Origin of the sequence: Solitalea agri (assembly GCF_023914155.1) — a bacterium.
Classification (GTDB): Bacteria; Bacteroidota; Bacteroidia; order Sphingobacteriales; family Sphingobacteriaceae; genus Solitalea; species Solitalea agri.
In genome coordinates this window covers 215,496-237,376 of record NZ_JAMWYS010000003.1, presented here as the reverse complement: position 1 = coordinate 237,376, position 21,881 = coordinate 215,496, and the positions used below count along the sequence as shown (strand labels likewise).

1 protein-coding gene is annotated in these 21,881 nt (G+C 46.3%); it reads left to right on the top strand.

Features of this window, described 5'->3' with window-relative positions:
* Positions 1–48 precede the first annotated feature (48 nt).
* Positions 49–21,753, top strand: a complete 21,705-nt coding sequence (locus NF867_RS01350; RefSeq protein ID WP_252585738.1) for an Ig-like domain-containing protein — start codon at positions 49–51, stop codon at positions 21,751–21,753.
* Positions 21,754–21,881: the final 128 nt, after the last annotated feature.

Here is a 21,881-nt window from a genome sequence, read left to right as displayed (position 1 = left end):
ACGACCGAGGATCTGGCAAACCTTGCTGCAGGAACTTATACGCTTACAGTGACAGATGGAAATAATTGCCAAGCCTCGGCAAGCGTAACGCTGACTGAACCACTTGCGATCACCTTAATCGAAACCCATACCGATCCGGCCTGTAACCAGGCTAGTGGAGCCATTGATGTGACAGTTACCGGAGGCACAGCACCGTATTCATATTCATGGAGTAGTGGCGAGCAGGCAGAAGATCTGACCAATAAAGCATCCGGCACTTATACCTTAACGGTAACCGATGCCAATAACTGCTCGCAAAGTATTATCGTAAATCTGAATGATTTGAACGGTCCGCAGGTAACGGTGGATAATCAAACCAATGTAAGTTGTAATGGTGCTTCGGATGGCGCAATTCAGGTGAGTGTAAGCGGAGGAACCGCTCCATATACCTATAGCTGGTCAAGCGGACAAAGCATTGAAGATCTATCTGCTCTACCAGCAGGTACCTATACACTGACTGTAACGGATGCTAATAATTGCCAGGCAACTGCTTCAGTTACCCTGACAGCGCCTGCTGTTTTAAGTCTTTCAGAAGTTCATACGGATGCCACCTGCACGCTGTCGAACGGAGCAATTAATGTATCGGTTAGTGGTGGTACAGCACCTTACTCATATTCATGGAATAGTGGTGAAGCAACAGAAGATCTGGCAAATAAAGCATCCGGTACTTACACCTTAACGGTAACGGATGCTAATAATTGCTCGCAAAGTATTACCGTAAATCTGAACGACCTGAACGGTCCGCAGCTAACGGTGGATAATCAAACCGATATTAGTTGTAATGGTGCTTCAGATGGTGCGATTCAAGTGAGTGTAAGCGGAGGAACCGCTCCATATACCTATAGCTGGTCAAGCGGACAAAGTGTTGAAGATCTATCTGCTCTACCAGCTGGTACCTATACCTTAACCGTAACAGATGCCAATAGTTGCCAGGCAACTGCTTCAGTTAGCCTGACAGCGCCTGCTGTATTAAGTCTTTCAGAGGTTCATACGGATGCTACTTGTGCACTGTCGAACGGAGCAATTAATGTATCGGTTAGTGGTGGAACAGCACCTTATATCTATAGCTGGAATTCAGGTGAATCGACCGAGGACCTTATTGCTAAAGCTTCGGGCACTTACACTTTAACGGTAACTGATGCCAATAATTGCTTGCAAAGTATCACCGTGAACCTGAACGACCTTTCAGGTCCATCAGTTACCGTTGATAACCACACCAATATCAGTTGTAATGGAGCTTCGGATGGAGCAATTCAAGTGAGTGTAAGCGGAGGAACCACTCCATACACCTATAGCTGGTCAAGCGGACAAAGCATTGAAGATCTATCTGCTCTACCTGCAGGAACCTATACACTGACCGTAACGGATGCAAACAATTGCCAGGCAACTGCTTCAGTTACCCTGACAGCGCCTGCTGTATTAAGTCTTTCAGAAGTTCACACGGATGCTACTTGTGCACTGTCGAACGGAGCAATTAATATATCGGTTAGTGGTGGTACAGCACCTTACTCATATTCATGGAATAGTGGTGAAGCAACAGAAGATCTGGCAAATAAAGCATCCGGTACTTACACCTTAACGGTAACGGATGCGAATAGCTGTTCGCAAAGTATTACGGTTACTCTGAATGATCTCAACGGACCAATTATTACCGTCGACAATCAAACCAATGTGACTTGTAATGGTAGTACTACTGGAGCTATCGATATTACAGCAGCAGGTGTAGGTCCCTTAAATTATAGCTGGAGTGGTCCGAATGGCTTTAGCTCTTCAGTAGCAGATTTAACAGGCCTTGAAAGTGGAACCTACAATCTTACTGTTACAGATATCAATAATTGTTCAGCATCAGTATCAGTAATAATAACAGAACCACAGACGCTTACTTTAACAGAAATTCATAATGATGCTACCTGTTCTCAATCTACAGGATCTATAAATGTGAATGTAACAGGAGGGAAGGCTCCATATGTATACAGTTGGAATAATGGAAAATCAACAGAAAGTATTTCGAGTGAGCCACCTGGAAGCTATGTACTAACAGTCACCGATGCAAATAATTGTAGCCAAAGTATTTCAATAACTTTAAATAATGTTACAGGACCATTGATTACTGTTGATAATCAAACGAATTTAACTTGTAATGGAGGGACTGATGGAGCAATTCAGGTAAGTGTAACTGGCGGGACAGCTCCATTTACCTATAGTTGGTCAGGCGGTCAAACTACTGAAGATATTTCAAATCTAACGGCTGGAACCTATACCTTAACAGTAACAGATGCCAATAACTGCCAAGCGACGGCAAGTGTAAGTTTGACTGAGCCTCTTGCAATTGTACTTTCAGAAACTCATATTAATCCTGTTTGCGGGCTTGCAACCGGAGCTATTGATATAACCGTAACCAATGGAGTTGCTCCTTATTCTTATAGTTGGTCTAGTGGTCAGACCACCGAAGATCTTGCTTTAATACCTTCAGGTACTTATACATTGACTGTTACCGATGCCAATAACTGTATCCAAAGCATTACTGTTAATGTTAATGATCTACTCGGTCCATTAGTAACGGTATCCAGTCAAACCAATATTAGCTGCAATGGAGCAACTGATGGTGCAATCCAAGTAAATGCTAGTGGTATTGGCAGTTTGTCTTACAGCTGGAGCGGTCCTAATGGTTTTAGCGCTTCAACAGAAGACTTATCAGCCCTTGCGGGAGGAACTTACACATTAACGGTAACAGACGTGAACAACTGCCAGTCAAATGTGACGATCTTCTTGACTGAGCCCCCTGTTTTAAGGCTTTCAGAAGTTCATACTGATGAAGCTTGTGGCCAGTCGAACGGGGCAGTTAATATAATTGTTACTGGGGGAACAGCACCCTATTCCTATAGTTGGAGTTCCGGTGAATCGACCGAGGATTTAGCAAATAAAGCCTCAGGCACGTATACCTTAACGGTTACCGACGCCAATAACTGTTCACAAGACATTACCGTAGTATTGAATGACCTTTCTGGCCCATCAATTACAGTGAATAATCAAACCGATATTAGTTGTAATGGTGCTTCGGATGGTGCGATTCAAGTAACAGCCAATGGTATCGGAACGCTTGCTTACAGCTGGAGCGGTCCGAATGGCTTTACTGCTACGACCGAGGATCTGACAAACCTTGTAGCAGGTACGTATACTTTAACCGTAACGGACGCAAACAATTGCCAGGCAACTGCTTCAGTTACCTTGACTGAACCGTCTGTATTAAGTCTTTCAGAAGTTCATACGGATGCCACCTGCGCACTGTCGAACGGAGCAATTAATGTATCTGTTAGTGGCGGTACAGCACCTTATACCTACAGCTGGAATTCGGGTGAGGCAACAGAAGATTTAACCAATAAAGCATCAGGCAGCTACACCTTAACGGTAACGGATGCCAATAACTGCACGCAAAGCATTACGGTGAACCTGAATGATTTGAACGGTCCGCAGGTAACGGTGGATAATCAAACGAACATAGGTTGTAATGGTTCTTCGGATGGAGCAATTCAGGTGAGTGTAAGCGGAGGAACCGCTCCATATACCTATAGCTGGTCAAGTGGACAAAGCATTGAAGATCTATCTGCTCTACCAGCAGGAACCTATACACTGACCGTAACGGACGCGAATAATTGCCAGGCAACTGCTTCAGTTACCCTGACAGCGCCTGCTGTACTAAGTCTTTCAGAAGTGCATACCGATGCCAGTTGCGGTCTTTCGAATGGAAGTATCAATGTAACAGTTGCGGGTGGAACTTCACCATATTCCTACAGCTGGAACTCCGGTGAATCGACCGAGGATTTAGCAAATAAAGCCTCAGGCACATATACCTTAACGGTTACCGACGCCAATAACTGCACGCAAAGCATTACGGTGAACCTGAATGATTTGAACGGTCCGCAGGTAACGGTGGATAATCAAACGAACGTAAGTTGTAATGGAGCTTCGGATGGAGCAATTCAGGTAAGTGTAAGCGGAGGAACCACTCCATATACCTATAGTTGGTCAAGCGGACAAAACATCGAAGATCTATCTGCTCTACCAGCTGGAACCTATACACTGACCGTAACGGATGCGAACAATTGCCAGGCAACTGCTTCAGTTACCCTGACAGCACCTGCTGTATTAAGTCTTTCAGAAGTTCATACGGATGCCTCCTGCTCACTGTCGAACGGAGCAATTAATGTATCGGTTAGCGGCGGTACAGCACCTTATATCTACAGCTGGAATTCAGGCGAGGCAACAGAAGATTTAACCAATAAAGCATCCGGCACTTATACCTTAACGGTAACGGATGCCAATAACTGCTCTGAGAGTATTACGGTGAACCTGAATGATTTGAACGGTCCGCAGGTAACGGTGGATAACCAGACCAACATCAGTTGTAATGGAGCTTCGGATGGTGCAATTCAAGTGAGTGTAAGCGGAGGAACCGCTCCATATACCTATAGTTGGTCAAGCGGACAAACTATTGAAGATATTTCAGCATTACCAGCTGGTACGTATACTTTAACTGTAACGGACGCAAACAATTGCCAGGCAACTGCTTCAGTTACCCTGACTGAACCTGCTGTATTAAGTCTTTCAGAAGTTCATACGGATGCCACCTGTGCACTGTTGAACGGAGCCATTAATGTATCGGTTAGTGGCGGTACAGCACCTTATACCTACAGCTGGAATTCGGGCGAGGCAACAGAAGATCTTACAACCAAAGCAGCAGGCTCTTACACCTTAACGGTAACGGATGCCAATAACTGCTCTGAGAGCATTACGGTGAACCTGAATGATTTGAACGGTCCGCAGGTAACGGTGGATAATCAAACGAACGTAAGTTGTAATGGAGCTTCGGATGGTGCAATTCAAGTGAGTGTGAGCGGAGGAACCGCTCCATATACCTATAGTTGGTCAAGCGGACAAACTATAGAAGATATTTCAGCATTACCAGCTGGTACGTATACTTTAACCGTAACGGACGCAAACAATTGCCAGGCAACTGCTTCAGTTACCCTGACTGAACCGTCTGTATTAACTCTTTCAGAAGTTCATACGGATGCTACTTGTGCGCTCTCGAACGGAGCAATTAATGTATCGGTTAGTGGTGGTACAGCGCCTTATACCTATAGCTGGAATTCAGGTGAATCGACCGAGGATCTTACAGCCAAAGCAGCAGGCTCTTATACCTTAACGGTAACGGATGCCAATAACTGCTCGCAAAGTATTACGGTGAATTTGAATGACCTTTCTGGTCCATTAGTTACTGTTGACAATCAAACGAACGTAAGTTGTAATGGAGCTTCGGATGGCGCAATTCAGGTAAGTGTAAGCGGAGGAACCGCTCCATACACCTATAGCTGGTCAAGCGGACAAAACATCGAAGATCTATCTGCTCTACCAGCAGGAACCTATACTTTAACCGTAACGGACGCGAACAATTGCCAGGCAACTGCTTCAGTTACCTTGACAGCGCCTCCTGTATTAAGTCTTTCCGAAATTCATACGGATGCCAGTTGCGGTCTTTCGAATGGAAGTATCAATGTAACAGTTGCGGGTGGAACTTCACCATATTCCTACAGCTGGAACTCCGGAGAATCGACTCAGGATCTGAACAATAAAGCATCCGGCAGCTATAGCTTAACCGTGACCGACGTCAATAACTGCTCGCAAACTATTATCGTGAGCCTAAGTGATCAAAACGGGCCGCAGGTAACGGTGGATAATCAAACCAATGTAAGTTGTAATGGTGCTTCGGATGGTGCAATTCAGGTAAGTGTGAGCGGAGGAATCGCTCCTTATACCTATAGCTGGTCAAGCGGACAAAGCATTGAAGATCTATCTGCTCTACCAGCAGGAACCTATACACTAACCGTAACTGATGGAAACAACTGCCAGTCTTCAGCCAGCGTTACGCTTACTGAACCATCAGCGATCAGTTTAACAGAAACGCATACCGATCCGGCCTGTAACCAGTCAACTGGCGCCGTTGATGTGAGCGTAGTGGGCGGCACAGCCCCTTACTCATATTCATGGAGTAGTGGCGAGGCAACAGAGGATCTGGCAAATAAAGCAGCAGGCTCTTACACCTTAACGGTAACGGATGCGAATAACTGCTCGCAAAGTATTACGGTGAACCTGAACGACCTGAACGGTCCGCAGCTAACGGTGGATAATCAAACAAACGTAAGCTGTAATGGTGCTTCGGATGGTGCAATTCAAGTCAGTATAAGCGGAGGAACCGCTCCATATACCTATAACTGGTCAAGCGGACAATCCATCGAAGATCTATCCGCTCTACCAGTAGGAACCTATACGCTGACCGTATCTGACGCGAACAATTGCCAAGCCTCAGCAAGTGTAACGCTGACTGAACCACTTGCGATCACTTTGAGCGAAACCCATACAGATCCGGCTTGTAACCAGTCGACCGGTACGATTGATGTGAGCGTAGTGGGAGGCACAGCACCTTACTCATATTCATGGAGTAGTGGCGAAGCAACAGAGGATCTTACTGCCAAAGCAGCAGGCTCTTACACCTTAACGGTGACTGATGCCAATAACTGCTCGCAAAGCATTACGGTAACCCTGAATGATTTGAACGGTCCGCAGGTAACGGTGGATAATCAAACGAACGTAAGTTGTAATGGTGCTTCGGATGGAGCAATTCAGGTGAGTGTGAGCGGAGGAACCGCTCCATATACCTATAGTTGGTCAAGCGGACAAAGCATTGAAGATCTATCTGCTCTACCAGCTGGTACCTATACGCTAACCGTAACTGATGCGAACAATTGCCAAGCCTCGGCAAGTGTAACGCTGACTGAACCACTTGCGATCACCTTAAGTGAAACCCATACAGATCCGGCTTGTAACCAGGCCAGTGGCGCCATTGATGTGACAGTTACCGGAGGTACAGCCCCTTACTCATATTCATGGAGTAGTGGTGAGGCAACAGAAGATCTGACCAACAAAGCGTCCGGCAGTTATACCTTAACGGTAACGGATGCTAATAATTGCTCGCAAAGTATTACCGTAAATCTGAACGACCTGAACGGTCCGCAGGTAACGGTGGATAATCAAACCAATGTAAGTTGTAATGGTGCTTTAGATGGAGCGATCAATGTCTCAGCAAGTGGCACCGGCACCTTGACTTACAGCTGGAGTGGTCCGAATGGATTTAGTGCTCAGGCGGATGATTTGACAAATCTTGCAGGGGGAACCTATACGCTGACTGTGACCGACGCGAACAATTGCCAGGCCTCGGCAAGCGTAACGCTGAGTGAACCATCAGCGATCAGTTTAAGTGAAACCCATACCGATCCGGCATGTAACCAGGCTACCGGCGCCATTGACGTGAGTATAGTAGGCGGAACAGCGCCATATACTTACAGCTGGGATTCGGGCGAAGCCACAGAAGATCTGACCAATAAAGCAGCAGGCTCTTATACCTTAACGGTGACCGATGCGAATAACTGTTCGCAAAGTATTACGGTAACCCTGAATGATTTGAACGGTCCGCAGGTAACGGTGGATAATCAAACAAACGTAAGCTGTAATGGTGCTTCGGATGGTGCAATTCAAGTGAGTGTAAGCGGAGGAACCGCTCCATATACCTATAGTTGGTCAAGCGGACAAAGCATTGAAGATCTATCTGCTCTACCAGCTGGTACCTATACGCTAACCGTAACTGATGCGAACAATTGCCAAGCCTCGGCAAGTGTAACGCTGACTGAACCACTTGCGATCACCTTAAGTGAAACCCATACAGATCTGGCTTGTAACCAGGCCAGTGGCGCCATTGATGTGACAGTTACCGGAGGTACAGCCCCTTACTCATATTCATGGAGTAGTGGTGAGGCAACAGAAGATCTGACCAACAAAGCGTCCGGCAGTTATACCTTAACGGTAACGGATGCTAATAATTGCTCGCAAAGTATTACCGTAAATCTGAACGACCTGAACGGTCCGCAGGTAACGGTGGATAATCAAACCAATGTAAGTTGTAATGGAGCTTCGGATGGTGCAATTCAGGTGAGTGTAAGCGGAGGAACCGCTCCTTATACCTATAGCTGGTCAAGCGGACAAAGCATTGAAGATCTATCTGCTCTACCAGCTGGTACCTATACGCTGACCATAACTGATGCGAACAATTGCCAAGCCTCAGCAAGCGTAACGCTGACTGAACCACTTGCGATCACCTTAAGCGAAACCCATACAGATCCGGCTTGTAACCAGTCGACCGGTACGATTGATGTGAGCGTAGTGGGCGGCACAGCACCATATTCATATTCTTGGAGTAGTGGTGAAGCAACAGAGGACTTGACCAATAAAGCATCTGGCAGCTACATCTTAACGGTAACTGATGCCAATAGCTGTTCGCAAAGCATTACGGTGACCCTGAATGATTTGAACGGTCCGCAGGTAACGGTGGATAACCAGACCAACATAAGTTGTAATGGAGCTTCGGATGGCGCAATTCAAGTGAGTGTAAGCGGAGGAACCGCTCCATACACCTATAGCTGGTCAAGCGGACAAAGCATTGAAGATCTATCTGCTCTACCAGCAGGAACCTATACGCTGACCGTAACTGATGCGAACAATTGCCAGGCCTCGGCAAGCGTAACCCTGACTGAACCACTTGCGATCAGCTTAAGCGAAACCCATACAGATCCGGCATGTAACCAGGCAACTGGAGCCATTGATGTGAGCGTAGTGGGCGGCGCAGCCCCTTACTCATATTCATGGAGTAGTGGCGAGGCAACAGAGGATCTGGCAAATAAAGCATCCGGCAGCTACACCTTAACGGTAACGGATGCGAATAGCTGCTCGCAAAGTATTACTGTAAATCTGAACGATTTGAACGGTCCAGTTATTACAGTGGATAATCAAACGAACGTAAGTTGTAACGGCGCTGCAGACGGGGCGATCAATGTAACCGTCACCGGTACTGGAGCCTTGACTTACAGTTGGAGTGGTCCAAATGGCTTTACAGCTACGACTGAGGATCTGACAACCCTTGCTGCAGGAACTTACACCTTGACTGTTACCGATGCCAATAACTGCCAGGCAACAGTGAGTGTAACCCTTTTGGAACCACTTGCGATCACTTTGAGCGAAACCCATACAGATCCAGCTTGTAACCAGGCTACCGGCGCCATTGATGTGAGCGTAGTCGGCGGCACAGCACCTTACTCATATTCTTGGAGTACTGGCGAAACAACAGAAGACTTGACCAATAAAGCATCTGGCAGCTACATCTTAACGGTAACTGATGCCAATAGCTGTTCGCAAAGCATTACGGTAACCCTGAATGATTTGAACGGTCCGCAGGTAACGGTGGATAATCAAACGAACGTAAGTTGTAATGGTGCTGCAGACGGGGCGATCAATGTAATCGCTACCGGCACCGGCACCTTGACCTATGCCTGGAGCGGTCCGAATGGCTTTAGTTCTCAGGCTGATGATCTGACAAACCTTGCAGCAGGAACTTACACGCTTACAGTGACAGATGGAAACAATTGCCAGGCCTCGGCAAGCGTAACCCTGACTGAACCACTTGCGATCAGCTTAAGTGAAACCCATACAGATCCGGCTTGTAACCAGGCTAGTGGAGCCATTGATGTGACAGTTACCGGAGGCACAGCACCGTATTCATATTCATGGAGTAGTGGCGAGCAGGCAGAAGATCTGACCAATAAAGCATCAGGCAGCTACACCTTAACGGTAACCGATGCCAATAACTGCTCGCAAAGTATTATCGTAAATCTGAATGATCAAAACGGTCCAGTTATTACAGTGGATAATCAAACGAACGTAAGCTGTAACGGATCTGCAGACGGCGCAATCAATGTCTCAGCAAGTGGCACCGGCACTTTGACTTACAGCTGGAGCGGTCCAAATGGCTTTACAGCTACGACCGAGGATCTGACAACCCTTGCTGCAGGAACTTACACCTTGACTGTTATCGATGCCAATAACTGCCAGGTAACAGTAAGTGTAACCCTTTTGGAACCACTTGCGATCAGCTTAAGTGAAACCCATACCGATCCGGCTTGTAACCAGGCAACTGGGGCCATTGATGTGAGCGTAGTGGGCGGAACAGCACCATATACCTACAGCTGGGATTCGGGCGAAGCCACAGAAGATCTGACCAATAAAGCGTCCGGCAGTTATACCTTAACGGTAACGGATGCTAATAACTGCTCGCAAAGTATTACCGTAAATCTGAACGACCTGAACGGTCCGCAGGTAACGGTGGATAATCAAACCAATGTAAGCTGTAATGGAGCTTCGGATGGAGCGATTCAAGTGAGTGTAAGCGGAGGAACCGCTCCATATACCTATAGCTGGTCAAGCGGACAAAACATCGAAGATCTATCTGCTCTACCAGCAGGAACCTATACGTTGACCGTAACGGACGCGAACAATTGCCAGGCAACTGCTTCAGTTGTCCTGACTGAACCGTCTGTATTAAGTCTTTCAGAAGTTCATACAGATGCCTCTTGTGCACTCTCGAACGGAGCAATTAATGTATCGGTTAGTGGTGGAATAGCACCTTATACCTATAGCTGGAATTCGGGCGAGGCAACAGAAGATTTAACCAATAAAGCATCCGGCAGCTATACCTTAACGGTAACGGATGCGAATAACTGCTCGCAAAGCATTACTGTGAATCTGAATGATTTGAACGGTCCGCAGCTAACGGTGGATAATCAAACGAATGTAACTTGTAACGGATCTGCAGACGGGGCGATCAATGTAACCGCTACCGGTACTGGCACCTTGACCTACAGTTGGAGTGGTCCAAATGGCTTTACAACTACGACTGAAGATCTATCTGCTCTACCAGCAGGAACCTATACTTTAACCGTGACCGATGCAAATAATTGCCAAGCCTCGGCAAGCGTAACGCTGACTGAACCACTTGCGATCACCTTAAGCGAAACCCATACAGATCCGGCTTGTAATCAGACCAGTGGCGCCATTGATGTAACAGTTACCGTAGGCACAGCACCGTATTCATATTCTTGGAGTAGTGGCGAGGCAACAGAGGATCTGGCAAATAAAGCATCCGGCAGCTACACCCTTACCGTGACCGATGCGAACAACTGCTCTGAGAGTATTACCGTAAATCTGAATGATCAAAACGGTCCAGTTATTACTGTGGATAATCAAACGAATATTAGTTGTAATGGTGCCGGAGATGGAACTATTAATGTAACTGCCAGCGGTACCGGAACCTTGACTTACAGTTGGAGTGGTCCAAATGGCTTTACAGCTACGACTGAAGATTTATCGGCTTTAACTGCTGGAACCTATACACTGACCGTAACCGATGGAAACAATTGTCAGGCATCAGCCAGTGTCACCCTTACCGAGCCATCAGCGATCAGTTTAAGTGAAACCCATACCGATCCGGCCTGTAACCAGGCTACCGGCGCCATTGATGTGAGCGTAGTCGGTGGCACAGCACCGTATTCATATTCTTGGAGTAGTGGCGAGGCAACAGAGGATCTGGCAAATAAAGCTTCCGGCAGCTATACCTTAACCGTGACGGATGCCAATAACTGCTCGCAAACTATTACCGTGGGCTTGAGTGATCAAAACGGTCCAGTTATTACGGTGGATAATCAAACGAATATTAGTTGTAATGGTGCAGCAGATGGAGTAATTAATATAACAGCCAGTGGTACCGGAACACTTTCTTACAGTTGGAGTGGTCCGAATGGCTTTAGTGCTATGACCGATGATTTAGCAAACCTTGCAGCAGGAACTTACACGCTTACAGTGACAGATGGAAACAATTGCCAAGCCTCAGTAAGCGTAACGCTGAGTGAACCATCAGCGATCAGTTTAAGTGAAACCCATACCGATCCGGCCTGTAACCAGGCAACTGGCGCCATTGACGTGAGCGTAGTAGGTGGAACAGCACCTTATTCATATTCTTGGAGTAGTGGCGAGGCGGCAGAGGACTTGACCAATAAAGTTTCCGGCAGCTATACGCTTACAGTGACCGACGCCAATAACTGCTCTGAGAGCATTACGGTGATCCTGAATGATTTGAACGGTCCGCAGCTAACGGTGAACAATCAAACCAATGTAAGCTGTAATGGTGCTTCGGATGGTGCAATCCAGGTAAGTGTAAGCGGAGGAACCGCTCCATATATCTATAGTTGGTCAAGCGGACAAAGCAGTGAAGATCTATCTGCTCTACCAGCAGGAACCTATACGCTGACCGTGACCGATGGGAACAATTGTCAGGCATCAGCCAGCGTTACGCTCACTGAGCCATCAGCGATCAGTTTAAGTGAAACCCATACCGATCCGGCATGTAATCAGGCAACTGGCGCCATTGATGTGAGCGTAGTGGGCGGCACAGCACCGTATTCATATTCTTGGAGTAGTGGCGAGGCAACAGAGGATCTGAACAATAAAGCATCCGGCTCTTATACCTTAACGGTGACCGATGCGAATAACTGCTCGCAAAGTATTACTGTGATTCTGAATGACCAAAACGGTCCAGCTATTACAGTGGATAATCAAACAAACGTAAGTTGTAACGGCGCTGCAGACGGGGCGATCAATGTAACCGCTACCGGTACTGGCACTTTGACTTACAGCTGGAGCGGGCCGAACGGCTTTACAGCTACGACTGAAGATTTATCGGCTTTAGCTGCTGGAACCTATACACTGACCGTAACTGATGGAAACAATTGTCAGGCCTCGGCAAGCGTAACCTTAAGTGAACCACTTGTGATCACCTTAAGTGAAATTCATACAGATCCGGCTTGTAATCAGGCCAGTGGCGCCATTGATGTGAGCGTAGTGGGCGGCACAGCACCGTATTCATATTCTTGGAGTAGTGGTGAAGCAACAGAGGATCTTACTGCCAAAGCAGCAGGCTCTTACATCTTAACAGTAACCGATGCCAATAACTGCTCGCAAAGCATTACGGTGAATCTGAATGATTTGAACGGTCCGCAGCTAACGGTGGATAATCAAACGAATATTAGTTGTAACAGCGCTGCAGACGGGGCGATCAATGTAACCGCTACCGGTACTGGCACCTTGACTTACAGCTGGAGCGGTCCAAATGGCTTTAGTGCTACGACCGAGGATCTGGCAAACCTTGCTGCAGGAACTTATACGCTTACAGTGACAGATGGAAATAATTGCCAGGCCTCGGCAAGCGTAACCTTAAGTGAACCACTTGCGATCACCTTAAGTGAAATCCATACAGATCCGGCTTGTAACCAGGCCAGTGGCGCCATAGATGTAACAGTTACCGGAGGCTCAGCTCCGTATTCATATTCTTGGAGTAGTGGCGAGGCAACAGAAGATCTGACCAATAAAACTTCAGGAAGCTACACGCTTACTGTAACGGATGCCAATAACTGCTCTGAGAGTATTACGGTGAACCTGAATGATTTGAACGGTCCGCAGCTAACGGTGGATAATCAAACCAATGTAAGTTGTAATGGTGCTTCGGATGGCGCAATTCAGGTGAGTGTAAGCGGAGGAACCGCTCCATATACCTATAGCTGGTCAAGCGGACAATCCATCGAAGATCTATCTGCTCTACCAGCAGGAACCTATACACTGACCGTAACTGACGCGAACAATTGCCAGGCCTCGGCAAGCGTAACGCTGACTGAACCACTTGCGATCACCTTAAGCGAAACCCATACAGATCCGGCTTGTAACCAGTCGACCGGTACGATTGATGTGAGCGTAGTGGGAGGCACAGCGCCTTACTCATACTTATGGAATAGTGGCGAAGCCACAGAAGATCTGACCAATAAAGCGTCCGGCAGTTATACCTTAACGGTAACGGATGCTAATAACTGCTCGCAAAGTATTACCGTAAATCTGAACGACCTGAACGGTCCGCAGGTAACGGTGGATAATCAAACAAACGTAAGGTGTAATGGTGCTTCGGATGGTGCAATTCAAGTGAGTGTAAGCGGAGGAACCGCTCCATACACCTATAGCTGGTCAAGCGGACAAAGTGTTGAAGATCTATCTGCTCTACCAGCAGGAACCTATACACTGACCGTAACCGATGGAAACAACTGCCAGTCTTCAGCCAGCTTTACGCTCACTGAACCATCAGCGATCAGTTTAAGTGAAACCCATACCGATCCGGCTTGTAACCAGGCTAGTGGAGCCATTGATGTGACAGTTACCGGAGGCACAGCACCATATACCTACAGCTGGAACTCCGGAGAATCGACCCAGGATCTGACCAACAAAGCTTCCGGTAGCTATACCTTAACAGTAACGGATGCGAACAACTGCTCGCAAAGCATTACCGTAAATCTGAATGATCAAAACGGTCCAGTTATTACGGTGGATAATCAAACGAATGTAACTTGTAATGGATCTGCAGACGGCGCGATCAATGTCTCAGCAAGTGGCACCGGCACTTTGACTTACAGCTGGAGCAGTCCAAATGCCTTTACAGCTACGACTGAAGATTTATCGGCTTTAGCTGCCGGAACCTATACGCTGACCGTGACCGATGGAAACAACTGTCAGGCATCGGCCAGTGTTACCCTTACCGAGCCATCAGCGATCAGTTTAAGCGAAACCCATACAGATCCGACTTGTAATCAGACCAGTGGCGCCATTGACGTGAGCGTAGTGGGCGGCACAGCCCCTTATTCATATTCTTGGAGTAGTGGTGAAGCAACAGAGGATCTTACTGCCAAAGCAGCAGGCTCTTACATCTTAACAGTAACCGATGCCAATAACTGCTCGCAAAGCATTACCGTAAATCTGAATGATCAAAACGGTCCAGCTATTACGGTGGATAATCAAACAAACGTAAGTTGTAACGGCGCTGCAGACGGGGCGATCAATGTAACCGCTACCGGTACTGGCACCTTGACTTACAGCTGGAGCGGTCCGAATAGCTTTACAGCTACGACTGAAGATTTATCGGCTTTAGCTGCCGGAACCTATACGCTGACCGTGACCGATGGAAACAATTGCCAAGCCTCGGCAAGCGTAACGCTGACTGAACCACTTGCGATCACCTTAAGCGAAACCCATACAGATCCAGCTTGTAACCAGGCTACCGGCGCCATTGATGTGAGCGTAGTCGGCGGCACAGCACCGTTTTCATATTCTTGGAGTAGTGGCGAGCAGGCAGAGGATCTGAACAATAAAGCATCCGGCTCTTATACCTTAACGGTGACCGATGCGAATAACTGCTCGCAAAGTATTACTGTGATTCTGAATGACCAAAACGGACCAGCTATTACAGTGGATAATCAAACGAACGTAAGTTGTAACGGTGCAGCAGACGGGGCGATCAATGTAACCGCTACCGGTACTGGCACCTTGACTTACAGCTGGAGCGGTCCAAATGGCTTTACAGCTACGACTGAAGATTTATCGGCTTTAGCTGCCGGAACCTATACACTGACCGTAACCGATGGAAACAATTGTCAGGCATCAGCCAGTGTCACCCTTACCGAGCCATCAGCGATCAGTTTAAGTGAAACCCATACAGATTCGGCTTGTAACCAGGCTAGTGGCGCCATTGATGTGAGCGTAGTGGGCGGCACAGCACCGTATTCATATTCTTGGAGTAGTGGTGAAGCAACAGAGGATCTTACTGCCAAAGCAGCAGGCTCTTACATCTTAACAGTAACCGATGCCAATAACTGCTCGCAAAGCATTACGGTGAATCTGAACGATCTGAACGGTCCGCAGCTAACGGTGGATAATCAAACGAATATTAGTTGTAACAGCGCTGCAGACGGGGCGATCAATGTAACCGCTACCGGTACTGGCACCTTGACTTACAGCTGGAGCGGGCCGAATGGCTTTACAGCTACGACTGAAGATTTATCGGCTTTAGCTGTCGGAACCTATACGCTGACCGTGACCGATGGAAACAACTGTCAGTCTTCAGCCAGTGTTACCCTTACCGAGCCATCAGCGATCAGTTTAAGTGAAACCCATACCGATCCGGCTTGTAACCAGGCTACTGGGGCCATTGACGTGAACGTAGTGGGCGGCACAGCACCATATACCTACAGCTGGAACTCCGGAGAATCGACCCAGGATCTGACCAACAAAGCTTCCGGTAGCTACACACTTACGGTGACCGACGCGAACAATTGTTCGCAAAGCATTACCGTGAGCCTGAATGATCAAAGCGGTCTTCAAGTAACAGTGGATAATCAAGTCAATATTAGTTGTAATGGTTCAGCAGACGGTCAAATTCAGGTAAGTGTAAGTGGAGGTACAGCTCCATATTTATACAGTTGGAGCAGTGGACAAACAATAGAGGATTTGACTAATCTTCCTGCAGGAACTTACACATTAACTGTTACGGATGTCAACAATTGCCAGGCAACTGCCAGTGTGACATTGATTGAGCCGCAAGTAATCACACTTTCAGAAACTCATATTAACCCAGTTTGCGGATTGTCAACGGGTGCTATTAACATAACTGTAGCTGGAGGTTCCTCGCCATATTCCTACAGCTGGTCGACGGGTCAGGTAACTCAAGATTTGGCATTAGTTCCATCGGGCAGCTATACCTTAACAGTAACCGACGCTAATAATTGTTCACAAAGCATCATTGTGAATCTAAATGACCTTTTAGGTCCATCTATTACAGTTGATAATCAAAAGAACGTAAGTTGTAACGGCGCTACAGACGGGGCGATCAATGTAACTTCCAGCGGTACTGGAACACTTTCTTACAGCTGGACTGGTCCGAATGGCTTTAGTGCTATGACCGAGGATTTAGCAAACCTTGCAGCAGGAACTTACACGCTTACAGTGACAGATGGAAACAATTGCCAAGCCTCGGCAAGCGTAACGTTAAGTGAACCACTTGCGATCATCTTAAGCGAAACCCATACAGATCCGGCTTGTAACCAAGCAACTGGCGCTATAGATGTATCAGTTACTGGCGTCACAGCACCGTATTCATATTCATGGAGTAGTGGCGAGGCAACAGAAGATCTGACCAATAAAGCTTCAGGCAGCTATACCTTAACAGTAACCGATGCCAATAACTGCTCGCAAAGTATTACCGTAACCCTGAACGACCTGAACGGTCCGCAGCTAACGGTGGATAATCAAACGAATGTAAGTTGTAATGGTGCTTTAGATGGAGCTGTCAATGTTTCAGCAAGTGGCACCGGCACCTTGACTTATAGCTGGAGTGGTCCGAATGGCTTTAGTGCTACGACCGAGGATCTGACAAGCCTTGCAGCAGGAACCTATACGCTTACCGTGACCGATGGAAACAACTGCCAGTCTTCAGCCAGTGTTACCCTTACCGAGCCATCAGTGATCAGTTTAACAGAAACCCATACCGATCCGGCCTGTAACCAGGCTACCGGCGCCATTGATGTAACAGTTACCGGAGGCACAGCCCCTTACTCATATTCTTGGAGTAGTGGCGAGGCAACAGAGGATCTTACTACTAAAGCATCCGGCAGCTACACCTTAACGGTGACTGATGCCAATAACTGCTCGCAAAGCATTACCGTAAATCTGAATGATTTGAACGGTCCGCAGCTAACGGTGGATAATCAAACAAACGTGAGCTGTAATGGTGCTTCGGATGGTGCAATTCAAGTGAGTGTAAGCGGAGGAACCGCTCCATATACCTATAGCTGGTCAAGCGGACAATTCATCGAAGATCTATCTGCTCTACCAGCAGGAACCTATACTTTAACCGTGACCGATGCAAATAATTGCCAAGCCTCGGCAAGCGTAACGATGACTGAACCACTTGCGATCAGCTTAAGTGAAACCCATACCGATCCGGCTTGTAACCAGGCAACTGGGGCCATTGATGTGAGCGTAGTCGGCGGCACAGCACCGTATTCATATTCTTGGAGTAGTGGTGAAGCAACAGAGGATCTTACTGCCAAAGCAGCAGGCTCTTACATCTTAACAGTAACCGATGCCAATAACTGCTCGCAAACTATTACCGTGGGCCTGAGTGATCAAAACGGTCCAGTTATTACGGTGGACAATCAAACGAACGTAAGTTGTAACGGCGCTGCAGACGGGGCGATCAATGTAACCGCTACCGGTACTAGCACCTTGACTTACAGTTGGAGTGGTCCAAATGGCTTTAGTGCTCAGGCTGAAGACTTATCATCACTACCTGCAGGAACCTATACGCTGACCGTGACCGATGGGAACAATTGTCAGGCATCAGCCAGTGTCACCCTTACCGAGCCATCAGTGATCAGCTTAAGTGAAACCCATACCGATCCGGCTTGTAACCAGGCTACTGGGGCCATTGACGTGAACGTAGTGGGCGGCACAGCACCATATACCTACAGCTGGAACTCCGGAGAATCGACCCAGGATCTGACCAACAAAGCTTCCGGTAGCTACACACTTACGGTGACCGACGCGAACAATTGTTCGCAAAGCATTACCGTGAGCCTGAATGATCAAAGCGGTCTTCAAGTAATAGTGGATAATCAAGTCAATATTAATTGTAATGGATCAGCAGATGGTGAAATTCAGGTAAGTGTAAGCGGCGGTACAGCTCCATATTTATACAGTTGGAGCAGTGGACAAACAATAGAGGATTTGACTAATCTTCCTGCAGGAACTTACACATTAACTGTTACGGATGTCAACAATTGCCAGGCAACGGCCAGTGTGACACTGATTGAGCCACAAGTAATCACACTTTCAGAAACTCATATTAACCCAGTTTGCGGATTGTCAACGGGTGCTATTAACATAACTGTAGCTGGAGGTTCCTCGCCATATTCCTACAGCTGGTCGACGGGTCAGGTAACTCAAGATTTGGGTTTAGTTCCATCGGGCAGCTATACCTTAACAGTAACCGACGCTAATAATTGTTCACAAAGCATCATTGTGAATCTAAATGACCTTTTAGGTCCATCTATTACAGTTGATAATCAAAAGAACGTAAGTTGTAACGGCGCTGCAGACGGGGCGATCAATGTAACTTCCAGCGGTACTGGAACACTTTCTTACAGCTGGACTGGTCCGAATGGCTTTAGTGCTATGACCGAGGATTTAGCAAACCTTGCAGCAGGAACTTACACGCTTACAGTGACAGATGGAAACAATTGCCAAGCCTCGGCAAGCGTAACGTTAAGTGAACCACTTGCGATCATCTTAAGCGAAACCCATACAGATCCGGCTTGTAACCAGGCAACTGGCGCTATAGATGTATCAGTTACTGGCGGCACAGTGCCTTATATTTACAGCTGGAACTCGGGTGAAAATATCGAAGATGTTTCGGGTAAGGTTAGCGGTGTATATACACTTACAGTTACAGATGCGAACAATTGCTCACAATCCCTTACAATTTCCTTAAGTGACCTGGATGGACCGGTACTTAGTGTTGTGAATCAGAATAATGTTACTTGTAATGGTGCATTGGATGGTGCAATTCAGATTACAACTTCAGGAGGTAAAGCTCCATATACCTACTTGTGGAACACAGGACAAACTTCAGAAGATATTTTTGGAATTTCTGGAGGCAATTATACTTTAACAGTTACAGATGCAAATGGATGTAAGGGCACAGCTGCGGTAGTAATTACGGAACCTTCAGCTTTAACTTTGGCAGAAGTTCATGCCAATTCAACCTGTACTCAATCAAACGGCTCAATAGATATTATGGTTTCGGGTGGAACTGCACCATATGTTTATAACTGGTCGAACGGACAAACAACTGAGGACTTGAATAACCTTCCATCAGGAGTTTATTCGATTACTGTTAGAGATGCAAATAATTGCTCTGCGGATTTAACTATTGTTGTCAATGATGAAAATGGGCCAACTGTAAGCATTGTGAAATCGGATGTGAGCTGTTTTAGTAAATCAGACGGGGTAATAACCATCAATGTAACAGGAGGAAAAGCTCCATTTGAGTACTCAATTGATGGTAATACATTTAATAACAGAAATATATTTAACAATCTACTCTCTGGAAATTATAACCTGGTTGTAAGGGATGCCAACAGATGTGAAACACAGATAGCAACGGTAATTGCAGAACCTTCGGAAGTGGTTATTTCTTCTACCACTACGGCTGCTGGTTGTAATGGCGAAAGCAAAGGAGCGGCAAGTGTAACTGTTACTGGAGGAACGGGCAGATACACTTATAATTGGTCGGGCCCTGGAGGTTTTGCCGCAGTTACAAAAGATATAACAGGTGTTAGAGCTGGTGATTATGTGTTGACGATAACCGACAATGGCAACTGTGATTATTTATTCGATATCACAATTGCTGAATCAGGATCCTTACAGGTTGCATCGGCAGTTACAAATTCAGCATGTAATGGTGCAGCCACCGGCTCTATATTCTTAACTGTTTCGGGAGGAAGAGCTCCATACACATATAAATGGTCGGATGGAACAACTGCCGCTAATCTCCAAAACTTGTCGCCTGGAGTTTACCAGGTAATAGTAACCGATGCTAATGGCTGCGAATCAACCGTTGATGCAAGGGTAGGAGTGAATGAAATTTATCCAATTGCCGAAAATGATCAATATTCGGGTTTGCAGAATAATACGATAAACGGTAATGTAATGATCAATGATTTTGACACCGATGGACAGATCGTTAGTGTTGATTTGATTTCCGGTGTTCAAAACGGAACGCTTACTCTTAATAAAACCGGGGCTTTCCAGTATGAGCCAACGACTAATTTCAGCGGGGCAGACTCTTTTACTTATTATGTGACTGATGACTGCGGCTTAAGAGATACAGCTACGGTAGCTATCAATGTTAAATTCACTAATCATGCTCCTATTGCTGTTAATGATAGGTATTCGACTCAAAAAAATGAAGCTTTAATTGTTTCGGCAACTAATGGTGCCATCAGTAATGATTCTGATGAAGATGGGGATCCGCTTACTGCAACCATTATTACTCAAACTAAGCATGGATCTGTGATATTTAATGCTGATGGTTCATTTATCTATACTCCGGATAAGGATTATGTTGGAATGGATACCCTTACTTATACTGTAAGCGATGGAGCACTAACCAGTAATGTAGCCACCGTTGTGATTAATGTGCTCGAAGTAAAAATTAGTGAAATGGATCTGGCTATAAAGAAAACCGCTGAAACTCATCCTGTAGTTATCGATGATATTTTCTCGTATACTATTGTTGCAAGTAATTTGTCGTCAATTACTGTGAATACAATTTTGGTAAAAGATGTAATTCCAGACGGATTGGAATATGTTGATGCATCAGCTTTAAAAGGGGCGATCACCTACAATGCATCTGAACGAAGATTAGAATGGAATATAGATAGTTTGAGGGCAGGGGAACAGCTGACTTTAAATTTAAGGGTGAGAGTTAAAGAAGTAGGAACGTTTACCAATGTGGCTACTATTACTGCACCAGGCGACGACAAAAATTTGAGTAACAACGTTTCTTCAGTACGTAAAACAGTCATGGGCTTTATTATTCCGAATGCTTTCTCGCCAAATAATGATGGTATTAACGATCTATTCGTAATAAAAGGCATTGAAACGATGGATAGCGAGCTGATTATTTATAACCGTTATGGGAATGAAATTATCCGTAAACGTAATTATCAGAATGATTGGGATGGCTCATCATTGCCTTCAGCTACCTATTATTATGTTGTGGCCGTTAGAGATGAGAATAATGCAATTCAAAAGTTTGCAGGAGCAGTAACCATTGTCAGGTAGTATTTCAACTTATTGAGCTGTTTTACAGCTTGATAAGTTAGGTGATCTTCAAGCGTTTGATAGTTTTAGAAGTTCATAAGTAAATGAGTAACTAAGTTTTTTATAGACAGGCCGGCTTATCCGGCCTT